The following is a 19,317-nucleotide window of genomic DNA, read 5'->3' on the forward strand; positions in this document are numbered from 1 at the left end:
TCATGCCAGGGTCATAGGTCCATGCTTTAGTTTTTCCTTTTTCAGGGAGAACACCATGAGCGATTTCAACCTCGGGCGCCGTCGTGTCATGCAAGCAGTCGGCGCCGGGCTGTTGTTGCCGGGGCTGGCGCCGGCGGTGATCGCTTCGGTCAAGGATCGGCCGCAACTCACCGACGGCGTGCAGTCTGGCGACCTGCTAGGCGACCGGGCGATCATCTGGAGCCGCTGCGACCGCCCCGCGCGGATGGTGGTGGAGTGGGACACCCGCAGCCTGTTTCCCAACCCCCGGCGATTCGTCTCGCCCCTGGCGGATGCGCGCACCGATTTCACTGCCCGGGTCGAACTCACTGGGCTGCCCGCCGATCAGGCGATTTTCTATCGTGTGCAGTTTGAAGACGCCCAGAGCGGCGTTGCCAGCGAGCCCTGGTTCGGTCACTTGCGCAGCGTGCCGCAGACCCGTCGCGATATCCGTTTTGTCTGGAGCGGCGACACCGTCGGCCAGGGCTTCGGCATCAACCCGGACATTGGTGGCATGCGCATCTACGAAGCAATGCGTCTGCGTCTGCCAGACTTTTTTATCCACAGCGGCGACACCATTTACGCCGACGGCCCGATCCCGGCGCAGATCACCGCGGAAGGCGGCCGGGTGTGGCGCAACATCACCACCGAGGCCAAGAGCAAAGTCGCCGAAACCCTCGATGAGTATCGCGGCAACTATCGCTACAACCTGATGGACGAAAACATCCGTCGCTTCAACGCCGAGGTCCCGCAGATCTGGCAGTGGGATGACCACGAAGTGGTGAACAACTGGTCGCCGGGCAAGCAGCTGGATGCGCGTTACCGGGACAAAGATATCCACAGCCTGGTGGGCCGCGCACGCCAGGCCTGGCTCGAATACGCGCCGATGCGTTTGCAGAGCGGCGATGGTGGCGGGCGGATCTATCGCAAGCTCGGTTACGGGCCGCTGCTCGATGTATTTGTACTCGACATGCGCAGCTATCGCGGGGCCAACGATGACAATCTGGGCGCTGAAAAACCCTTCCTCGGTCGTGAGCAACTGGATTGGCTCAAGCGCGAAATGCAGGCCTCGAACGCACAATGGAAAGTCATCGCCGCCGACATGCCCATTGGCCTCGGCGTGCCCGACGGTGAAGTCAGTCCGGGTGTCGCGCGTTGGGAAGCGGTGGCCAACGGTGACCCCGGCCCGGCCCAGGGGCGCGAACTGGAAATCGCCGAATTGCTCGGTTTTCTGCGGGCGCAGCAGGTGCGCAATTTCCTGTTCCTGACCGCGGATGTGCATTACTGCGCGGCCCATCATTACCACCCGGATCGGGCGGCGTTCCAGGATTTCGAACCGTTCTGGGAGTTCGTCGCCGGGCCATTGAATGCCGGCAGTTTTGGGCCTAATCCGCTGGATAAAACCTTCGGCCCTGAAGTGGTGTTCGAAAAGGCGCCGCCCGCGCAGAACGTCTCGCCGTTTGCCGGGTTTCAGTTTTTTGGCGAGGTGAATATCGATGGGCAGAGCGGGGAGTTGAGCGTGGTGTTGCGCGATCTGGACGGGGTGTCGGTTTTCGAGCAGAAGTTGCAGCCGGTTTGACCGACACATGACCCCCTGTGGGAGCGAGCAAGCCCGCTCCCACGTTGGGATGTGGTGAATCAGTACACGTCGCGGCGGTAGCGGCCCTGTTCGATCAGCCGCTCCACTTCGGCGGCGCCCAGTACCTCGTTGAGCACCTGGTCCACGCCTGAAGCCATGCCTCGAAGGCTGCCGCAGATGTAGATCACGGCATCGTCCGCCAGCCACTTCTTGAGCTCGGCTGCCGATTCACGCAGGCGATCCTGTACGTAAATCTTTTCGGCCTGGTCGCGGGAAAATGCCAGGTCGAGGCGCGCCAGATCACCATTGATCAGCCACTCCTCCAGCTCCTTTCGGCACAGGTAGTCGTGCTCGCGATGGCGCTCGCCAAACAGCAGCCAGTGACGTTGCTGACCATCGGCAATCCGTGCCTTGAGCAGGCTGCGCAACCCGGCCAGCCCCGTGCCATTGCCCAGCAGGATCATCGGTACCGGTTGGGCCGGCAGATGGAAACCACTGTTGCGCCGCACGCGCAGGCTGATGGAACTGCCCACTGGCGCGTGTTCGGTCAGCCAGCCGGAGCCGACGCCGAGATTACCGTCGGCATGCACTTCCTGGCGCACGATCAATTCCAGCACGCCATCGGCCGGGATCGACGCAATGGAGTACTCACGCATGGCCAACGGCACGAGGGCCTCTGCCAGCGCCTGCGCGTGCAGGCCGACCAGGTGGGCGCGGTTCTCCGGCAACTGGCGGGTGGCCAGGGCCTGTTCGAGGGTTTCTTCCAGGCCGTTGAGTTGCACCTTGGTTTCACCGTGAATGCCCATGCCGTCGAGGAAATGTTCGATGGCCCAAGGGCAATTGCGCGGCAACACTTCCACCAGGTCGCCCGCCAGCCAGCTGCTGGTGGAAGGAGGCTTGAGGCCCAACAAGTACACCGGCGCACCACTGCTGTCCGGGTTGAGCAATTCACGACGCAGCAGGGTCCAGTTGTCGTAGCTGGGCGCTTGCCAGGTATCCACGGGGGCCTGGCCGGTCAACAGGCCCAGTTGCTGTTGCCAGTGACGCAAGGCATAAGGGTCACCGCTGTCGACTTCCACCGGGGCGAACAGGGTCTTTGCGCCATGTTCGCCCAACCAGGCGTGCAGGCGTTTGGCGAAACCGCAGAAGTGTTGATACTGCCGGTCACCCAACCCCAGGACGGCGTAATTGAGGCGTCCCAGGCTCGGTGCCTGGCCCAGTACCTTGCGTTCGAAACCGCGGGCGCTGTCCGGTGCTTCGCCGTCGCCGAAGGTGCTGACCACGAACAAGGCATTGTCCGAATCATGCAAGTCCTGCTCGCTGACGTCGGCCAACGGTTGCACCTTCACCGGTAGCCCTGCGGCCTGCAATTGTCCGGCGGTCTGCCACGCCAGTTGCTCGGCAAAACCACTTTGGCTGGCAAAGCCGATCAGCCACGCCGGCGCATCGCTGGCGGTTTGCACGAGGTCTTTGCGCGCATCCTTGATCTGGCGTTTTTTGCTCCGACGATCCAGGTACAGCATCCAGCCGGTGACGAAGAACAGCGGCATGGTCAGCGCAGTAATGGTCAGGATGATGCGTCCGACGATGCCGAAGTAGCTGCCGACGTGCAGCGCATAGATGCTGGTCAGCAGTTGCGCCTTGAGGCTCTTGTCGCTGTAGCGATCAACCCGTTTGACCACGCCGGTGGCCGGGTCGAGGGTGATCTGGTTCAGGGCGCGGTCGTGAGGCGAAGTCTTCAGCAGGAAGTACACGGTCGCGGGTTGGCCGGCCACGGGCGGCATGCGCACGTTATAGGAACTGAGTTGCGGACCGGCCGCGCTGTAGATGCTGCTCCACATCGCCGCGTAATCGGCCGTCGGTGCCGGACCGCTAGGCGCTGGGCCGCGTCCGCCGCGCACGCGTTCGCTCTGCGGTGAGTCGGAGAGCAAGCGGGTCAGGCCCTTGTTGTACCACTCGTAGGACCAGGACAATCCGGTCAGCGCTGCCAGGAGGTAAAACACCAGGCACCAGGTGCCGGCCACCGAGTGCAGATCCCAGTTGAAGCTGCGGCCCTTTTTCTTCCAGTCCAGTGTCAGCCAGGCGCGCCAGCTTTTCCATTGGCGAGGCCAGCGCAGGTACAGGCCGGACAGGCAGAAGAACACCAGGATCAGCGTGCACGCGCCGGTGATCTGCCGACCCGTGTCGCCCATGGCGAGGAAGCGGTGCAGTTGCAGCATCAGGCCGAAGAAATCCTGGCCGGTGGCGTTGCCGAGGAACTCGGCGGTGTAGGGGTCGAAGTAGCGCATCTCGCCACGGCGCTCGCCCGGTGGCGGGGTGAACCACACTTTGGCGGCGTTGCCGCTGTCGGTTTCCACGGTGAGCATCGAGACTTTTTTGCCCGACGCGGCTTCGATGTGCTCCACCAGTTCGGCGGGCGGCAGCACACCGGCGACCTGTTTTTCGACCTGCAACACAGAAGGGTTGAGTGTGCTCAGGATTTCATCCTGAAACGACACCACCGCGCCGGTGATGCCCATCAGGGCCAGGACCAGCCCGGCGCTGATGCCGAAAAACCAGTGCAACTGGAACAGGGTTTTCTTCAACACGTCGCTCGCCTTGTTCGTTCAAATTGATTCATCACGGCGCGCATTATGCCGTGGGGTTGTCGAGAAGCATTCTTTTTTACACACAAAGGCCCCGTTCATGTGAATGAACGGGGCCGGGTCTGATTTCACCCTCCCTTGTGGGAGCGTAAGTGGCAATCAGAAGTGGAAGTTGGTGCTCAGCAAAGCGGTGCGACCGGCCGCCTGGTTGGCGAAGTGAGTCGAGAACGCCTTGTCGTAGTAGGTTTCGTCGGTCAGGTTCTGCACGTTCAGTTGCAGGTCGACATTCTTGGTCAGCTTGTAGGCCGCCATCGCGTCGTAACGAACGTAGGAATCGACCATGGTGGTGTTGGCGGCACTGCCGAACACGTCATCGACATAGAACGCGCCGCCACCGATGGTCAGCCTTGGCGTGACTTGATAGGTCGTCCACAGGCTGGCGCTGTTCTTCGGCGTGTTAGGCAGTTCGTTGCCGTTATTGGCTTTGTTTGCCGGCAGGTCGCCGCCATCGACTTGCTCGCTGTCCATGTAGGCGTAACCGGCGAAGACCTGCCATTTGTCGGTGAGCTTGCCGCTGGCCGACAGTTCTACACCTTGAACGCGGGTTTTTCCGATGTTTTCGAAGGTGGTGGTATTGGTCTGCACACGAGCGTTGTCTTTCTCGGTGCGGAAGATGTCGGCGGTCAGGGACAAACGATTGTTCAGCAGATCCCACTTGGTACCGATTTCGTAGTTCTTGGTGGTTTCCGGCTCCATGTCGCTTTTCAGCAGGTTGCCGTTGCGATCCGGCGTGCCGCCCAGCGGGTTGCCGTCCATGCCTTCACCGAGGGTGTTGCCCGGTGGGGTGGCGGACGTCGCGTAGGACGCATAGATGCTGCCGTTCTCGGCTGGTTTGTACACCACACCGAACTGACCGGTAACGAATTCGCTTGTGTCATCGCCCTTGGACGTGGTCACGCTGGAACCGTTGAAGGTTTTGTAGTCGGTATCGAAGTGGTCGTAGCGCAGGCCCATGTTCACCAGCCACTGCTCGGACAATGTCAGAGTGTCGAACACATACAGTGCGTAGGTGTTGGCCTTGGTGTCGGTGCCGGCATAGTTGCGCGAGATGGCGCCGCTCCATGGATCATTCTGGTTCGGGTTGGACAGCGATGTGCAGTTGTAACCGCTTGGCGCGCCGATCATTGCCGGGGAGCAGTTGGTGGTTACCGCTGCCGTTCCCGGGGTGGTGTCCGTGTTGACGTTGTACGTCGATTTTTCGCTTTCCTCGTGGGTGTATTCGACACCGGTGGAGAAGCTGTTCTTGAACCCGGCGATGTACACATCACCAAACAGGTCGGTCTGGTTGGTCGTGGTCTCGGTGTTGCTCACACGGGTGTTCGCCCGGCGCCAGACGCTGCCGTTGTTGACGTTGCCCTTACTGTCGTCCGGCTGGGTCAGGATGTAGTCCTGCATGCTGGTGCCGTGACGCAGGGTGTTCTTGATGGTCAGCGAGTCGCTCAGGTCGTGCTCGATGGCGAAGGTCGCCGTGTCGGTGCGGGTCTTGCGGAAGTCGCGGTCGGTCAAACCATAAAAATTGCTGCTGTCGCCGCCGTCATTCGGCTTGTCCGGGTTGGCCTTGGTACGGGCAGTCGAGCCACCGACCGGGATGGAGTACGGAATACCCGAGTCCGGCAGGTCGTTGCTTTCGAGATGGTAGTAGTCGAGGTTGACGCGGGTGTCGGTGCCCAGGCCGAAGGCCAGGGACGGTGCAACACCCCAACGGTCGTAGTTGACGCTGTCACGTCCGGCGACGTTGCTCTCGTGGCTCAGCAGGTTCAGACGGCCGGCGGCGGTGTCGGTGAACTGGTAGTTGCCGTCGAAGGTGTAGCGCTGGGTCTGGTCGGAGCCCCAGGTGAAACCACCGTCGAGCGAATCGCCCAGGTGAGCTTTCTTGCTGACCAGGTTGATGCTGCCGCCCGCAGCGCCACGGCCGCCGATGGCCGAGTTCGGGCCCTTGCTGACTTCAATCGACTCAACGGCGAAGATTTCGCGGCTCTGTGAGCCGGTGTCGCGCACGCCGTCCAGGTAGGTGTCGCCCTGGGCGTCGAAGCCGCGGATGAACGGACGGTCACCCTGGGGGTTGCCACCTTCACCGGCACCGAAGGTGATGCCTGGAACAGTACGCAGCGCGTCCTGCAAGTTGAGCGAGCCGGTATCTTTCAAGACCTGCTGCGGAACAACGGTCACCGAACGCGGCGTGTCGATCAGCGGCGCGGTGTACTTGGGCGAGGAGGCTTTCTCTACGTTGTAGGTCGTCTCGTCCTGGGCTACGCCAGTGATGGCAGTGGCGCCCAGCGAAATCACTTTGTCCGGTGCTTTTTCGTCGGTTTTTTCCGCTGCGAAAACCATGTGGCCCGCAGAGCTGGCTGTAATCGCCATGCCGATGGCGGATGCGAGCAGACGTGGTGAGCTGACCGGTACTTGTGGTTGTTGACGCGACATTTGAATTCCCCTCCCCAAGGATTTGAGGCCGCGGAATATAGGGTAAATAGGTATTCGTAACAATTGCGAAACATTACTATTCGCACTGAATTTACAATCTTTACAATTTAACCTTACGGTTTCTGCTGACTCATTCGTCAGATGTGTTTTACATGAGCAATAAGAATCAATACCATTACCATCCCTTTGGTTTCAGGTGCCTTTGTCATGCTGCTGCACATTCCCGGCCTGTTTGAAAAAGACGAGGTGCAGCGCATTCGCGAGGCTCTGGAGCAAGCCGATTGGGCCGATGGCAAGATCACCGCCGGCTACCAGTCAGCGAAGGCCAAGCACAATTTGCAGTTGCCGGAAGGGCATCCGCTGGCCAAGGAGATCGGCGCGGCGATGCTGGAGCGGCTGTGGAAAAACCCGCTGTTCATGTCAGCAGCCTTGCCGCACAAAGTCTTTCCTCCGTTGTTGAACTGTTACACCGCCGGTGGCAGTTTCGACTTCCATATCGACAACGCAGTGCGTCAGCCCAAAGGTGGCATCGAGCGGGTGCGGACGGATTTGTCCACCACGCTGTTTTTCAGCGAGCCAGAGGATTACGACGGCGGCGAGCTGGAAATCCAGGACACCTTCGGCACCCAACGGGTGAAGCTGCCTGCCGGCGACATGGTGCTGTACCCCGGCACCAGTCTGCACAAGGTCAACGCGGTGACACGCGGAACGCGACTCGCCTCGTTTTTCTGGACGCAAAGCCTGGTGCGTGAAGACAGCCAGCGCGCCCTGTTGTTCGAGATGGACGGGGCAATCCAGCAACTGACCCGCGATGTGCCCGATCATCCATCGCTGATCCGCCTGACCGGCACCTATCACAACCTGTTGCGTCGCTGGGTCGAGGTCTAAGTGGCGGATTTTCGTTTACGCCGCGAGGAAATGCTCGACGGTGAACGCCTGCGCTCGATGCTCGACGAAAGTCCGGCCCGGGCGGCCCAGGCCATCCTGATTGCCGCGCGCGAAGGTGAGGTCGAAGCCCAAGCCTTGCTCGGGCAGATTCTGCTCGACGGCCAGGGGATCGCGCAGGACCAGCCGCTGGCGCTGAGCTGGTTCGGCATCGCCGCGCGCCAAGGGCACCTGATGGCGCGCAACATGCTCGGTCGTTGTCATGAGCATGGCTGGGGTTGTGTTGCCGACGCATCGCTTGCCGCACGGCACTATCGAGTCGCGGCACAGGCCGGGCTGGATTGGGCGATGTACAACTACGCCAATCTGCTCGCCACAGGACGCGGGGTAAATAAGGATCAGGCGTCGGCGTTCAGCTTCTATCAACGCGCGGCACACTTGGGCCATGCCAAATCGATGAATCTTCTGGGTCGATATCTGGAAGAGGGGCGTGTGTGTCCCATGGATTTGCGAGCGGCCCGCGACTGGTATCGGCGTTCGGCCGAGGGCGGGGACTTTCGGGGGCAGTTCAGCCATGCGGCGTTTTTGGCCCACACCGGCTATATCGACGAAGCACTAGGCTGGCTGCGCAAGGCGCTGGCGAACGGCAACCCGAACTTCCTGCGGGTGGCGAGCCAGACGCTGGCCAGTGCAATGGACTCGCGGATTCAGGCATTGGCCGCGGAATATGCCGGTCGCTGCGCCGAGCTGGAGAGTCGCTGAATTGCAGGCACAAAAAAGCCCATGACATGTCATGGGCTTTTTGTTTGTGCGCCAGGCATGGCGCGTTGCGCGCAAGCGCAACCGGCTTGGCTGTGGTGGCCGCGCTGGTGACTTGGAGGTGAAAGTCCTCTACACACCCGGCAAGGGGAAGTGTTAGCCAGAGGCAAGGGTGTCGCGGGTGACTGCGAATCTGAAGGAAGCCCGAGGCAAAATGCTGGCCTGACGAACAGGAAGTGGATTAGGCGGCGCAGCGGGGTAAGGGGGCAAACTTCCTCAAAGCCCAATACTTGCACGGAACGTTGCGACGTAGATCCAACAGGCATAAGCAGGAAGGTCACGCGAATTACCCTGGGAGATCTGCACGTTTGCCACTGTGCTACCGAAGGCCGAGAGGCGACGGGATGAACGTGCAGAAGTCAGCCGAGGCCGTAGTAAGTGGCGAATAACCGCGTCACCAAGGGCTGAACAGGTTATGCCGCTGGTAGGCGTCAGAGTCTCGTTGGATACCGAAATGCAGAAATTTCTCGCAGAGAAGACTGTTACTCCGAGTCCCGGACAGTATCCGCGGATGACGACTGACAGCGCACAGGTATCGGCGGCGTCTGTGGCGTGGACGAACGCGGAGCCGGACACGCTGATGGAGCAGGTGCTCGCACCCGCTAACCTCAAGCGTGCGTATCAACGCGTAGTCAGCAACAAGGGCGCACCGGGTGCCGATGGCATGACGGTCGACCAATTGGCAGGCTACGTGAAACAGTATTGGCCGAACCTCAAGACTCGGTTGCTGGCCGGCGAGTACCAACCGCAAGGTGTACGCGCCGTCGACATCCCAAAACCTAAAGGCGGAACACGGCAACTGGGCATTCCCTGTGTCGTGGATCGCCTGATCCAACAGGCTTTGCTGCAACAGCTCACACCTATCTTTGATCCGCTGTTCTCGGACTACAGCTACGGCTTTCGTCCGGGCAGAAGCGCCCATCAAGCTATCGAAACGGCCCGTGCCCACGCGGCGGCGGGTCACCGCTGGTGCGTGGAACTCGATCTGGAGAAGTTCTTTGATCGGGTTAATCATGATGTTCTGATGGCCCATGTTGCGCGTCAAATCGAAGACAAACGCGTCCTCACGCTGATCCGTCGCTACCTCGAAGCGGGAACGATGTCAGGCGGTCTCGTCAGCCGACGGCAGGAAGGGACGCCGCAAGGCGGCCCGCTCTCGCCGTTGCTGTCGAATATCCTGCTCAACGAACTTGATCGTGAATTGGAGCGGCGGGGCCATCGCTTCGTGCGTTACGCCGACGACGCCAACATTTATGTGCGCAGTTGTCGGGCGGGTGAACGAGTGATGGTCAGCGTTGAGTGCTTCCTGATCCAGCGTCTGAAACTGACGCTGAATAGGGAAAAGAGCCGTGTGGCACGGCCTTGGGTCTGTGACTATCTGGGTTATGGGATGAGCTGGCACCGACAGCCGAAGTTAAGAGTGGCGACGATGAGTCTGGGTCGCTTACGTGACCGAGTCAGGGACCTGCTACACAAAGCGCGGGGTTGCAAGATGGCAACCGTCATCGTGCGGATAAACCCTATGCTGCGTGGTTGGGCTGGCTACTTCAAGCTAAGTCAAAGCAAGCGGCCACTTGAGGTGCTTGATGGCTGGGTGCGTCGTAAGCTGCGCTGCGCCGTATGGCGTCAATGGAAACAGCCCTCAACAAGGGCTCGTAACTTGATACGCCTGGGGCTCAGTAGGCATCGCGCCTGCATATCGGCGTTCAATGGTCGTGGCCCATGGTGGAGCTCAGGAGCTGCGCATTTGAATCACGCGCTACCGAAGAAACTGTGGGATCGGCTTGGTCTGGTCTCAATACCGGATACGATAACTCGGCTTAATCGCATAACTTGAACCGCCGTATACGGATCCGTACGTACGGTGGTGTGAGAGGACGGCGGCTGTAAAGCCGCCTCCTACTCGATTCTACGCAGTATTTACACGTAGAACGACTTCAGCGGCGGGAAGCCATTGAATTCGACGGCGCTGTAGCTGGTGGTGTACGCACCGGTCGACAGCCAGTACAGGCGATCACCGATGGCCAGGTTCAGTGGCAGGCCGTACTTGTAGTTTTCGTACATGATGTCGGCGCTGTCGCAGGTAGGGCCGGCGATGACCACTTCTTCCATCTCGCCTTTTTTCTCGGTCCAGATCGGGAACTTGATGGCTTCGTCCATGGTTTCGATCAGGCCGGAGAACTTGCCCACATCCGTGTACACCCAGCGCTCGACAGCGGTACGGGATTTGCGCGCGACCAGCACTACTTCGCTGACCAGGATGCCGGCGTTGGCGATCAACGAGCGGCCTGGCTCGAGGATAATTTCCGGCAGGTCATCACCGAAGTCTTCCTTCAGGAAGCGGATGATTTCCTCGGCGTAGGTTTCCAGGCTGTTGGTACGGGTGATGTAGTTGGCCGGGAAGCCGCCGCCCATGTTGATCAGCTTCAGGTGGATGCCGTCTTCTTCTTTCAAACGCTCGAAGATCACTTTGACTTTGGCGATCGCTGCGTCCCAGACGCTGATGTCGCGCTGCTGCGAGCCGACGTGGAAGGAGATGCCGTAAGGCACCAGGCCCAGGTCGCGAGCGAGGATCAGCAGGTCCATGGCCATGTCGGTCTGGCAGCCGAATTTACGCGACAACGGCCAGTCGGCGGTGGTCGAGCCTTCGGTCAGGATACGTACATAAACTTTTGCACCCGGAGCGGCCTTGGCGATGTTGCGCAGGTCGGCTTCGGAGTCGGTGGCGAACAGACGCACGCCCTTCTCGTAGAAGTAGCGGATGTCCTTGGATTTCTTGATGGTGTTGCCGTAGCTGATGTGGTCGGCGCTGACGCCGCGATCGAGCACTTTGTCCAGTTCATAGATCGAGGCGATGTCGAAGCTCGAGCCTTTCTCTTTGAGCAGGTCGATGATCTCGACGGCCGGGTTGGCCTTGACCGCGTAGTAGATCTTGGCGAATTCGAAACCGGCGCGCAGGTCGTCATAGGCCTGGCTGATCATCGCGGTGTCGATCACCACGAACGGGGTTTCCTGTTTGTCGGCGAACGCCTTCATTTTCTGAAAGGTTTCGCGCGCGAAATAGTCTTCGACCTGGATCGACATACCTGGGAGCTCCTACTGGCAAACGTTAGTAATCAATGGGTGCAAATGAACGTCCTCCGTATCCCCACTTTGGTTCGCCTACTTCCCAAGGCATGTCGCCGAAAGCAAAAAGGCCATGGGAAGTGCAGCTTTCCCTTGGCCTTGCTGTCTCGTCGTCAGTACTTGAGCCGGATGGATCGTTTCCAGCATGGACGTTCGGCGCGAACTTTAGGGCGTGAGGGGCTTGAGATCAACAAAAAATGTCGCGTTTTTGCACTCTTCTGACGCGCGTTACGAGCGTCACTCTTTTTAACCGACTCAGATGACAGTCGGATGTTCCAGAAGATTTATGAAGTGTTAAAAATACCTGCACGTTCGACGCTTTTGTGCGCTAAGTCGCTAGTAACTACGATAGCGTCAACATCGGCGACGTTGGCAGCGAAAAGGTAGGCAGAGAGGGGATTTGACTATTCCTGAGCGTGTATCAGGATGGCTTTTACAGACGCTGCTGTTGATATTTTTTTCCGGTCTGCCGATTACTCAAAAATTGCACAAACCTTGTAGGAGTGAGCCTGCTCGCGATGGCATTTTCACTGCCAACATCGTGTTGACTGACATTGCGCTATCGCGAGCAGGCTCACTCCTGCAGGTTTTGCGTTTTTTACCGGGCGATATGAGTGATCAGGCGACCACCGCCTCGGCTGGCGACACGATGTTGGTCTTCATCCCCCGCGAACGTCCGGAGCTCAAGTAAGCAGCAATCGACTCCTGTGTCACCTCACCCAAAAACACCCTCTCGGCATCCATCACCGGCAACCACGCCCGATTGAACTCGTACATACGCGACAGCAGGATGCGCAAATGTTCGTCGTACGCCGCCGTGGCATTGAACTCGCGTTGGTACTGTGCGCAGGTGCCGGTCTGACGGTGCAGGTCACGACGTCGTACATAACCCAGGGCTTTATTCTCGGCACAAGTCACCACCACGTAGCGTCGGTCATGCTCGTCCATCAACTCCAGCGCTTCGGCCACCGGGGTATGCGGGCTGACGGAGGGCGCGTTGTCCGCCGCATCTTCAGCTTTCACCAACAGCAGACGCTTGAGTGTGCTGTCCTGGCCGACGAAGTTGCTGACAAACTCATCCGCCGGATGCGCGAGCAGAGTGTCCGGGTGATCGATCTGCAATAGCTTGCCGGCGCGGAAGATCGCGATCTTGTCGCCGAGCTTGATCGCCTCGTCGATGTCATGGCTGACCATGATCACGGTCTTGTTCAGCGCCCGTTGCATCTCGAAGAATTCGTTCTGGATCATCTCGCGGTTGATCGGGTCGACCGCACCGAAGGGCTCGTCCATCAACAGCAACGGCGCATCGGCCGCCAAGGCGCGAATCACGCCGATCCGCTGCTGCTGGCCACCGGACAATTCCCGTGGATAACGATGCAGGTATTGCTTGGGTTCGAGCTTGATCATGCTCATCAACTCGCGGGCACGGTCGTGGCATTTCTGCTTGTCCCAGCCGAGCAGTTTCGGCACCACGACGATGTTCTCCTCGATGGTCATGTTCGGGAACAAACCGATCTGCTGGATCACGTAGCCGATGTTGCGGCGCAGGGTCACTTCGTCGAGGCCTGTGGTGTCTTCGCCATTGATCAGGATCTTGCCCGAGGTCGGTTTGATCAGGCGGTTGATCATTTTCAGCGTGGTGCTTTTGCCGCAACCCGATGGCCCGAGGAACACGCAGATTTCGCCTTCATTGACGGTCAGGCTTACCGAGTCCACGGCTTTCACATCTTTGCCGTTGCTTTGGAAGGTCTTGCTGAGGTTTTGAAGTTCGATCATTTGAGTAGTCCTTTTGGAGTCAGCGAGCGTTGCAGCCATTGCAGAAGCAGGTCGGCGAAGATGGCCAGCACACTGACCAGCACGGCGCCGACAATCAGCATCGACATGTCGCTGCGGCTGATGGAGGCGAGGATGAGTACGCCCAGGCCACCGGCGCCGATGGTGGCGGCGATGGTCATCACGCCGATGTTCATGACTACGGCGGTGCGCACACCGGCGAGGATCACCGGCACGGCGATGGGCAACTCGACCATGCGCAGGCGCTGGCCGAAGGTCATGCCGATGCCGCGGGCGGCTTCGCGGATGCCCGGCTCGACGCTGGTCAGGGCCAGGTAGGTGTTACGCATGATCGGCAGCAGCGAATAAAGGAACACGGCCGTGATCGCCGGCATTGGCCCCAGGCCCTGGCCGAACTTGGAATAGAACGGTAGCAGCAAGCCGAACAGGGCAATCGACGGTACGGTCAGCAGCACGGTGGCGCTGGCTTGCAACGGACCTGCGAGGCTCGGGAAGCGTGTCATCAGGATGCCCAGCGGCACGCCAACTACAATCGCCAGGGTCACGGCGATGCCGACCAGTGTGATGTGCTGCCAGGTCAGGTGGATCACCTGTTGCCAGTCGAGATGGGAAAAGGCGTTCAGGAATTCCATGACTTTTCCTCCTTAATTGATCGGGTGCTGGCGCAGAAAATCGGCGGCAACGGCTGAAGGACTTTGGTGCTCGACGTCGACCCGCGCGTTGAGTTCGCGCATGGTGTTGTCGTCGAACAGTTCAGCCAGCGGCTTGAGTTGTGCGGCCAATTGCGGATGCGCATCGAGGTAGGCCTGACGCACCACCGGTGCGGCGGTGTAGTCGGGGAAGTAATGCTTGTCGTCTTCCAGCAGCTTCAGCTTGAAGGCGTTGAGGCGACCGTCGGTGGTGTAGACCAGGCCGGCAAACACCTGACCGTTTCGCAGCGCGGTGTAGACCAGACCGGCGTCCATCTGCCGGATGTTCTTGCGGGTCAGGTTCATGTCGTAGAGCTTGACCATGCCATCCAGACCGTCCGAACGGTTGGCGAACTCGGTATCCAGCGCCACCAGGTTGTTGGTCTGGGCTTCCTTGCGCAGCACCGTGTTCAGCTCACTGATGGTGTTGATCTGCGGGTATTGGTCGGCGACGTTCTTCGGCAGGGCGAGGGCGTAGGTGTTGCTGAATTTCGACGGAGTGAGCCAGACCAGGCCTTTTTTCGCATCGAGTTCTTTTACTCGTGCGTAGGACTGTTCACTGTCGAGTTTTTCAGTGACATGGTTGTAGGCCACCAGCGAAACGCCGGTGTATTCCCAGAGCATGTCCAGCTGGCCACTTTCGTGGGCGCTGCGGGCCAGATTGCTGCCCAGGCCGCCGGTCACCTGCACCTCGTAACCCTTGGTGCGCAGGTACTGCGAGGTGATTTCCGCCAGCAGGGTCTGTTCGGTGAACACCCGGGCGCCGATACGGATCAACGGTTTTTCCGCGGCTTGGGCAAATCCTGCGAACAGCAGGACGCAGCCTAGTAAAAAGCTTGAAGTTTTCATGATGATTCCTTTGCCGAGGCTTAAGACGGGCGCAAGCCGCGTTCGAGCCAGAGGCGGCTGGCGAGTGTCACCAGACCGTCGAGCAACAAGGCCAGCAGGGCGGTGCAGGCCGCGCCGAGCAGCAATTGCGGCTGATTGTTCAGGGCGATGCCGGGGAAGATCAGGCTGCCGAGACTGTTGGCGCCGATCAGGAACGCCAGCGGCGCCGTCCCGACATTGATCGCCAATGCCACGCGCACACCACCGATGATGATCGGCACGGCGTTGGGCAATTCGACTTTCCACAGCACCTGGAGCGGGGTCATGCCGATGCCGACGGCGGCTTCCTTGAGCGAACCCTGAACGTTTTTCAGGCCTTCATAGGTGTTGCGCACGATGGGCAGCAAGGAGGCGAGGAACAGGGCGAAGATGGCCGGACCGCTGCCGATGCCGAGGATACCCAGGGCGATGGCCAGGACGGCCAGGGGCGGAACGGTGTTGCCGATGTTGAAGAACTGCATGAAGCGTTCGGCGCGGCCGACCATGGACGGGCGGCTGAGGAGGATGCCGGCAGGAATGCCCACGACAAGGGCGGCCAGCATGGAAGCGAGGACGAGAACCAGATGAGCTTGCAGGTAAAACAACAAATCGTCGCGGTAGTGTTCGATCGTGTTGATGCCGATCCATTGGATCAGCAGGGCCAGAAGGGCGAATACCAGCGCGCCTCCTATCAGCCCTTTGCCATAGTGGATAGCCACAGGCGGACTCCTTTTTTCAGTCGGCGAACACTTTTTCGTGTGGCAACGCCTTGCTTGGCTGCCGAAAAAATGTCGCGATAAGCAGCTCGATCAGGCCGGCAAAGCAGCGTGTAATCGAGCCATGAGCACAGCCTCGTCAGGCCGAATTGCAGGTGTTTCAGGCCCCCGACGAGTGGTCGTAACGAGGGAGTGGACGTCTCCGTGCTTTAAAAGGTTCCCATCTGCGGCAGCATTTGGCCACCCCTAATGTGCTCAACGGTTCGGTTCTTGGATCAACTTGGGCTATAATCTGCGCCCTTTTTTGAATCACCTGCCAGGCGATTTCCCATGACCAAACAGGCCGCCGAAGTCGCGAAACGCCGCACTTTCGCCATTATTTCCCACCCCGATGCCGGTAAGACCACCATCACCGAGAAGCTCTTGCTGATGGGCAAGGCGATTGCGGTAGCCGGTACGGTGAAATCTCGTAAATCCGATCGCCATGCCACCTCCGACTGGATGGAAATGGAAAAGCAGCGTGGTATCTCCATTACCACGTCGGTCATGCAGTTCCCGTATCGCGAACACATGATCAACCTGCTCGACACCCCGGGCCACGAAGACTTCTCCGAAGATACCTACCGCACCCTGACCGCGGTGGACTCGGCGTTGATGGTTCTCGACGGCGGTAAAGGTGTTGAGCCACGGACCATCGCCCTGATGGACGTCTGCCGTCTGCGTGACACGCCGATCGTCAGCTTCATCAACAAACTCGACCGTGACATCCGCGACCCGATCGAACTGCTCGACGAAATCGAAGCCGTCCTCAAGATCAAGGCGGCGCCGATCACCTGGCCGATTGGTTGCTACCGCGACTTCAAGGGCGTGTATCACCTCGCCGATGACTACATCATCGTGTACACCGCCGGTCACGGCCACGAGCGCACCGAAACCAAGATCATCGAGAAGCTCGACTCCGATGAAGCACGCGCCCACCTGGGTGACGAGTACGAGCGTTTCATCGAACAGCTGGAACTGGTGCAAGGCGCCTGCCACGAGTTCAACCAGCAGGAGTTCCTCGACGGCCAACTGACCCCGGTGTTCTTCGGTACGGCGCTGGGCAACTTCGGTGTCGACCACGTCCTCGACGCTGTCGTTGATTGGGCACCCCGTCCGCTGGCACGCGTGGCCAACGAGCGCACCGTGGAACCGGTGGAAGAGAAGTTCTCGGGCTTCATCTTCAAGATCCAGGCGAACATGGACCCCAAACACCGCGACCGTATCGCCTTCATGCGTATCTGCTCCGGCAAGTACGAAAAAGGCATGAAGATGCGCCACGTGCGCACCGGCAAGGACGTGCGCATCGGCGACGCGCTGACCTTCTTCTCCTCCGAGCGTGAGCAGCTGGAAGAAGCGTTTGCCGGCGACATCATCGGCCTGCACAACCACGGCACCATCCAGATCGGCGACACCTTCACCGAAGGCGAAGTCCTGGGCTTCACCGGTATCCCGCATTTCGCCCCGGAACTGTTCCGCCGCGTACGCCTGAAGGATCCGCTGAAATCCAAGCAACTGCGTCAGGGCCTGCAACAGCTCGCCGAAGAAGGCGCGACCCAGGTGTTCTTCCCGGAGCGCAGCAACGACATCATCCTCGGCGCCGTCGGTGTGCTGCAGTTCGATGTGGTCGCCAGCCGCTTGAAAGAGGAATACAAGGTCGAGTGCTCCTACGAGCCGATCACTGTTTACTCAGCACGCTGGATCGAATGCAGCGACAAGAAGAAGCTTGAGGAATTCTCCAACAAGGCTGTGGAAAACCTGGCACTGGACGGCGGTGGTCACCTGACCTACCTCGCGCCTACGCGGGTCAACCTGGCCCTGATGGAAGAGCGCTGGCCGGACGTGAAATTCCGTGCGACCCGTGAGCATCACTAAGCGCTGAGTTGAAATACCCAAAACCCCGTTTGCGAAAGCAGCGGGGTTTATTGCCTGTTGCAATTCCCTGTAGGAGCGAGCCTGCTCGCGATGATTCCAGCCGCGCTGCGTTTATCCAGACAGAGCGCGTCATCGTTAGCATCCATCGCGAGCAGGCTCGCTCCTACAGGGTGCTTCGGTGTTAGCTGAAACGGGAATAACCCCTATTCCAAACCAATCTCCCAACCCACTGCATTTTCCCCCGCTCGACAGCGTCCAATCTGGAGAACCCGGCTGATCGGAACTAGATTTGACTCAGCGCCAGACAGGCACTCAACGAAAGGAAGGAATCGGCTATGAACAGGTTGTTTCGCGTTTTACTGCTGTTGAAGGTGATGGTGATGCTCTCGCTCGGCACTTCGATGGCATGGGCCGAGTGCACCAACCACGGTGAGCAGGCTTCGAGCGGGCAGGCGGGTTATGCGGGGTTGATGATCGCCAAATCCGAATCGGAACCGGGAGATCAGGGGCAGGGTGGGGCTGACAACGACGATGACTCGACCACCGACGAGCCGGACTCCGATGAGGAAGAGGGCGACAGCCAGACGTAGTCGCTCAATGGCAGATAAAAGAAAACCCCTTCTACCTGACTGATGCGCAATCAAGGCGGAAGGGGTTGGTCAACGCATCAGGAATGTGAGCAACTCAATCCCTGTGGGAGCGGGCTTGCTCGCGAAGGCGTCGCGTCAGTCACCATTAACATCGACTGACACAATGCTTTCGCGAGCAAGCCCGCTCCCACATTTTTTATGCCGCGCCGTCGAGGAATTGCTCGGCGTAGTGGCAAGCCACCTGGCGGCCGGCGAGCAGGCGCAGGGCCGGCTCTTCAGTGCTGCAACGCTCGGTGGCATATGGGCAGCGCTTGTGGAAGGCACAGCCGGACGGTGGGTTCAGCGGGTTGGGCAATTCGCCGACGATCTTGATTTTCGGCTTGTTCGGATCCGGGTGGATGGCCGGCGTCGCCGACAGCAGCGCCTGGGTGTAGGGGTGCAGAGGGCGGGAGTAAATGTCCTCTTTCGTGCCCATTTCCACCGGGCGACCGAGGTACATCACCATCACATGGTCGGCCACGTGGCGTACCACCGCCAAGTTGTGCGAGATGAACACATAGGCGGTGTTGAACTCTTGCTGCAAATCCATGAACAGGTTGAGCACCTGCGCCTGAATCGACACGTCCAGCGCCGAGGTCGGTTCGTCCGCCACCAGCACTTTCGGTTGCAGCATCATCGCGCGGGCCAGGGCGATCCGCTGGCGCTGACCGCCGGAGAACATGTGCGGATAACGCTGGTAGTGCTCGGGCCGCAAGCCCACCTGCTTCATCATCGCCTGGACTTTTTCGCGACGTTCCGCGGCGCTCAGGTTGGTGTTGATCAGCAGCGGCTCGGCCAGTTGATCACCGACTTTCTGCCGAGGGTTCAACGAGGCGTACGGGCTCTGGAACACCATCTGCACGTCTTTGCGCAGTTGCTTGCGCTGGGCCTTGTCGGCGCCGGCGACTTCCTGTCCGGCGATTTTCAAGGAGCCGGAGGACGGCTCTTCGATCAGGGTCAAGGCACGGGCCAGGGTGGATTTGCCGCAACCCGACTCGCCGACGACCGCGAGGGTCTTGCCGGCTTCCAGTTCGAACGATACGCCGTTGAGGGCACGCACGGTGGCGTGACCCTTGAACAGGCCTCGGGACACCTCGTAGTGACGGGTCAGGTCGCGGGCGGTAAGAACGACGGCCATTACGCCACCTCCTGGTTCAGCGGGTAGAAGCAGCGAGCGAGGCTGTTGCTTTTCTGGTCAAGGGCCGGACGTTG

14 protein-coding genes and 1 pseudogene are annotated in these 19,317 nt (G+C 59.9%); 6 read left to right on the top strand and 9 right to left on the bottom strand.

Features of this window, described 5'->3' with window-relative positions; all coding sequences use genetic code 11:
• The first annotated feature begins 55 nt into the window (after nucleotides 1-55).
• On the top strand, nucleotides 56-1,597 hold the full coding sequence (locus KGA96_RS17600; protein ID WP_223514010.1) for an alkaline phosphatase D family protein: 1,542 nt from the start codon (nucleotides 56-58) through the stop codon (nucleotides 1,595-1,597).
• 59 nt (nucleotides 1,598-1,656) lie between these two features.
• Here the strand turns inward: KGA96_RS17600 and KGA96_RS17605 are convergent, their stop codons facing one another.
• On the bottom strand, nucleotides 1,657-4,185 hold the full coding sequence (locus KGA96_RS17605) for a PepSY domain-containing protein (protein ID WP_223514013.1): 2,529 nt from the start codon (nucleotides 4,183-4,185) through the stop codon (nucleotides 1,657-1,659).
• A gap of 156 nt (nucleotides 4,186-4,341) precedes the next feature.
• A complete protein-coding gene (locus tag KGA96_RS17610; protein WP_223514016.1) occupies nucleotides 4,342-6,666 on the bottom strand; it encodes a TonB-dependent receptor in 2,325 nt (774 codons plus the stop codon).
• A gap of 207 nt (nucleotides 6,667-6,873) precedes the next feature.
• Between KGA96_RS17610 and KGA96_RS17615 the strand changes: the two genes are divergently transcribed.
• The 3 genes from KGA96_RS17615 (at nucleotide 6,874) to ltrA (ending at nucleotide 10,207) form a co-directional block, all read left to right on the top strand.
• On the top strand, nucleotides 6,874-7,554 hold the full coding sequence (locus tag KGA96_RS17615) for a Fe2+-dependent dioxygenase (protein ID WP_223514019.1): 681 nt from the start codon (nucleotides 6,874-6,876) through the stop codon (nucleotides 7,552-7,554).
• On the top strand, nucleotides 7,555-8,313 hold the full coding sequence (locus KGA96_RS17620) for a tetratricopeptide repeat protein (protein ID WP_223514026.1): 759 nt from the start codon (nucleotides 7,555-7,557) through the stop codon (nucleotides 8,311-8,313).
• 472 nt (nucleotides 8,314-8,785) lie between these two features.
• Complete coding sequence (gene ltrA, locus KGA96_RS17625; protein WP_223514029.1) at nucleotides 8,786-10,207, top strand: group II intron reverse transcriptase/maturase; 1,422 nt, start codon at nucleotides 8,786-8,788, stop codon at nucleotides 10,205-10,207.
• 83 nt (nucleotides 10,208-10,290) lie between these two features.
• Here the strand turns inward: ltrA and KGA96_RS17630 are convergent, their stop codons facing one another.
• The 5 genes from KGA96_RS17630 to KGA96_RS17650 all read right to left on the bottom strand — a co-directional run bounded on the left by KGA96_RS17630 (nucleotide 10,291) and on the right by KGA96_RS17650 (nucleotide 15,565).
• On the bottom strand, nucleotides 10,291-11,454 hold the full coding sequence (locus KGA96_RS17630; protein WP_046043936.1) for a type III PLP-dependent enzyme: 1,164 nt from the start codon (nucleotides 11,452-11,454) through the stop codon (nucleotides 10,291-10,293).
• 660 nt (nucleotides 11,455-12,114) lie between these two features.
• Entirely contained in the window at nucleotides 12,115-13,272 is a 1,158-nt protein-coding gene (locus KGA96_RS17635) for a betaine/proline/choline family ABC transporter ATP-binding protein (protein ID WP_046043937.1), read from the bottom strand.
• Nucleotides 13,269-13,922 (bottom strand): ABC transporter permease, encoded by a 654-nt coding sequence (locus tag KGA96_RS17640; protein ID WP_046043938.1) that lies wholly within the window; start codon nucleotides 13,920-13,922, stop codon nucleotides 13,269-13,271. The genes KGA96_RS17635 and KGA96_RS17640 overlap by 4 nt, the downstream gene beginning before the upstream one ends.
• A 12-nt stretch (nucleotides 13,923-13,934) precedes the next feature.
• Nucleotides 13,935-14,828 carry a glycine betaine ABC transporter substrate-binding protein gene (locus KGA96_RS17645; protein ID WP_046043940.1) on the bottom strand — a complete coding sequence of 298 codons (894 nt, stop codon included), beginning with the start codon at nucleotides 14,826-14,828 and terminating at the stop codon, nucleotides 13,935-13,937.
• A gap of 20 nt (nucleotides 14,829-14,848) precedes the next feature.
• A complete protein-coding gene (locus KGA96_RS17650) occupies nucleotides 14,849-15,565 on the bottom strand; it encodes an ABC transporter permease (RefSeq protein WP_046043942.1) in 717 nt (238 codons plus the stop codon).
• Between the two features lie 327 nt (nucleotides 15,566-15,892).
• Here KGA96_RS17650 and KGA96_RS17655 point away from each other — a divergent pair, with 327 nt between their 5' ends.
• Complete coding sequence (locus KGA96_RS17655; RefSeq protein ID WP_033040112.1) at nucleotides 15,893-17,476, top strand: peptide chain release factor 3; 1,584 nt, start codon at nucleotides 15,893-15,895, stop codon at nucleotides 17,474-17,476.
• A gap of 335 nt (nucleotides 17,477-17,811) precedes the next feature.
• Nucleotides 17,812-18,066, top strand: a complete 255-nt coding sequence (locus KGA96_RS17660) for a hypothetical protein (RefSeq protein ID WP_046043944.1) — start codon at nucleotides 17,812-17,814, stop codon at nucleotides 18,064-18,066.
• 196 nt (nucleotides 18,067-18,262) lie between these two features.
• Here KGA96_RS17660 and KGA96_RS17665 read toward each other — a convergent pair whose 3' ends face one another.
• A complete protein-coding gene (locus KGA96_RS17665; RefSeq protein WP_046043945.1) occupies nucleotides 18,263-19,243 on the bottom strand; it encodes a peptide ABC transporter ATP-binding protein in 981 nt (326 codons plus the stop codon).
• Nucleotides 19,243-19,317: pseudogene (locus tag KGA96_RS17670) on the bottom strand (peptide ABC transporter ATP-binding protein); the annotation flags it as partial. The pseudogene KGA96_RS17670 and the gene KGA96_RS17665, both read right to left, overlap by 1 nt.

Origin of the sequence: Pseudomonas sp. GL-R-26 (assembly GCF_019947365.1) — a bacterium.
GTDB lineage: Bacteria > Pseudomonadota > Gammaproteobacteria > Pseudomonadales > Pseudomonadaceae > Aquipseudomonas.

Excerpts from the sequence above, each read along its gene's own strand:
- KGA96_RS17660 (WP_046043944.1), top strand. The coding sequence starts at position 17,812 with ATGAACAGGTTGTTTCGCGTTTTACTGCTGTTGAAGGTGATGGTGATG.
- ltrA (WP_223514029.1), top strand. The coding sequence starts at position 8,786 with ATGCCGCTGGTAGGCGTCAGAGTCTCGTTGGATACCGAAATGCAGAAA.
- KGA96_RS17645 (WP_046043940.1), bottom strand. The coding sequence starts at position 14,828 with ATGAAAACTTCAAGCTTTTTACTAGGCTGCGTCCTGCTGTTCGCAGGA.
- KGA96_RS17655 (WP_033040112.1), top strand. The coding sequence starts at position 15,893 with ATGACCAAACAGGCCGCCGAAGTCGCGAAACGCCGCACTTTCGCCATT.
- KGA96_RS17615 (WP_223514019.1), top strand. The coding sequence starts at position 6,874 with ATGCTGCTGCACATTCCCGGCCTGTTTGAAAAAGACGAGGTGCAGCGC.
- KGA96_RS17635 (WP_046043937.1), bottom strand. The coding sequence starts at position 13,272 with ATGATCGAACTTCAAAACCTCAGCAAGACCTTCCAAAGCAACGGCAAA.
- KGA96_RS17665 (WP_046043945.1), bottom strand. The coding sequence starts at position 19,243 with ATGGCCGTCGTTCTTACCGCCCGCGACCTGACCCGTCACTACGAGGTG.
- KGA96_RS17610 (WP_223514016.1), bottom strand. The coding sequence starts at position 6,666 with ATGTCGCGTCAACAACCACAAGTACCGGTCAGCTCACCACGTCTGCTC.
- KGA96_RS17600 (WP_223514010.1), top strand. The coding sequence starts at position 56 with ATGAGCGATTTCAACCTCGGGCGCCGTCGTGTCATGCAAGCAGTCGGC.
- KGA96_RS17640 (WP_046043938.1), bottom strand. The coding sequence starts at position 13,922 with ATGGAATTCCTGAACGCCTTTTCCCATCTCGACTGGCAACAGGTGATC.
- KGA96_RS17630 (WP_046043936.1), bottom strand. The coding sequence starts at position 11,454 with ATGTCGATCCAGGTCGAAGACTATTTCGCGCGCGAAACCTTTCAGAAA.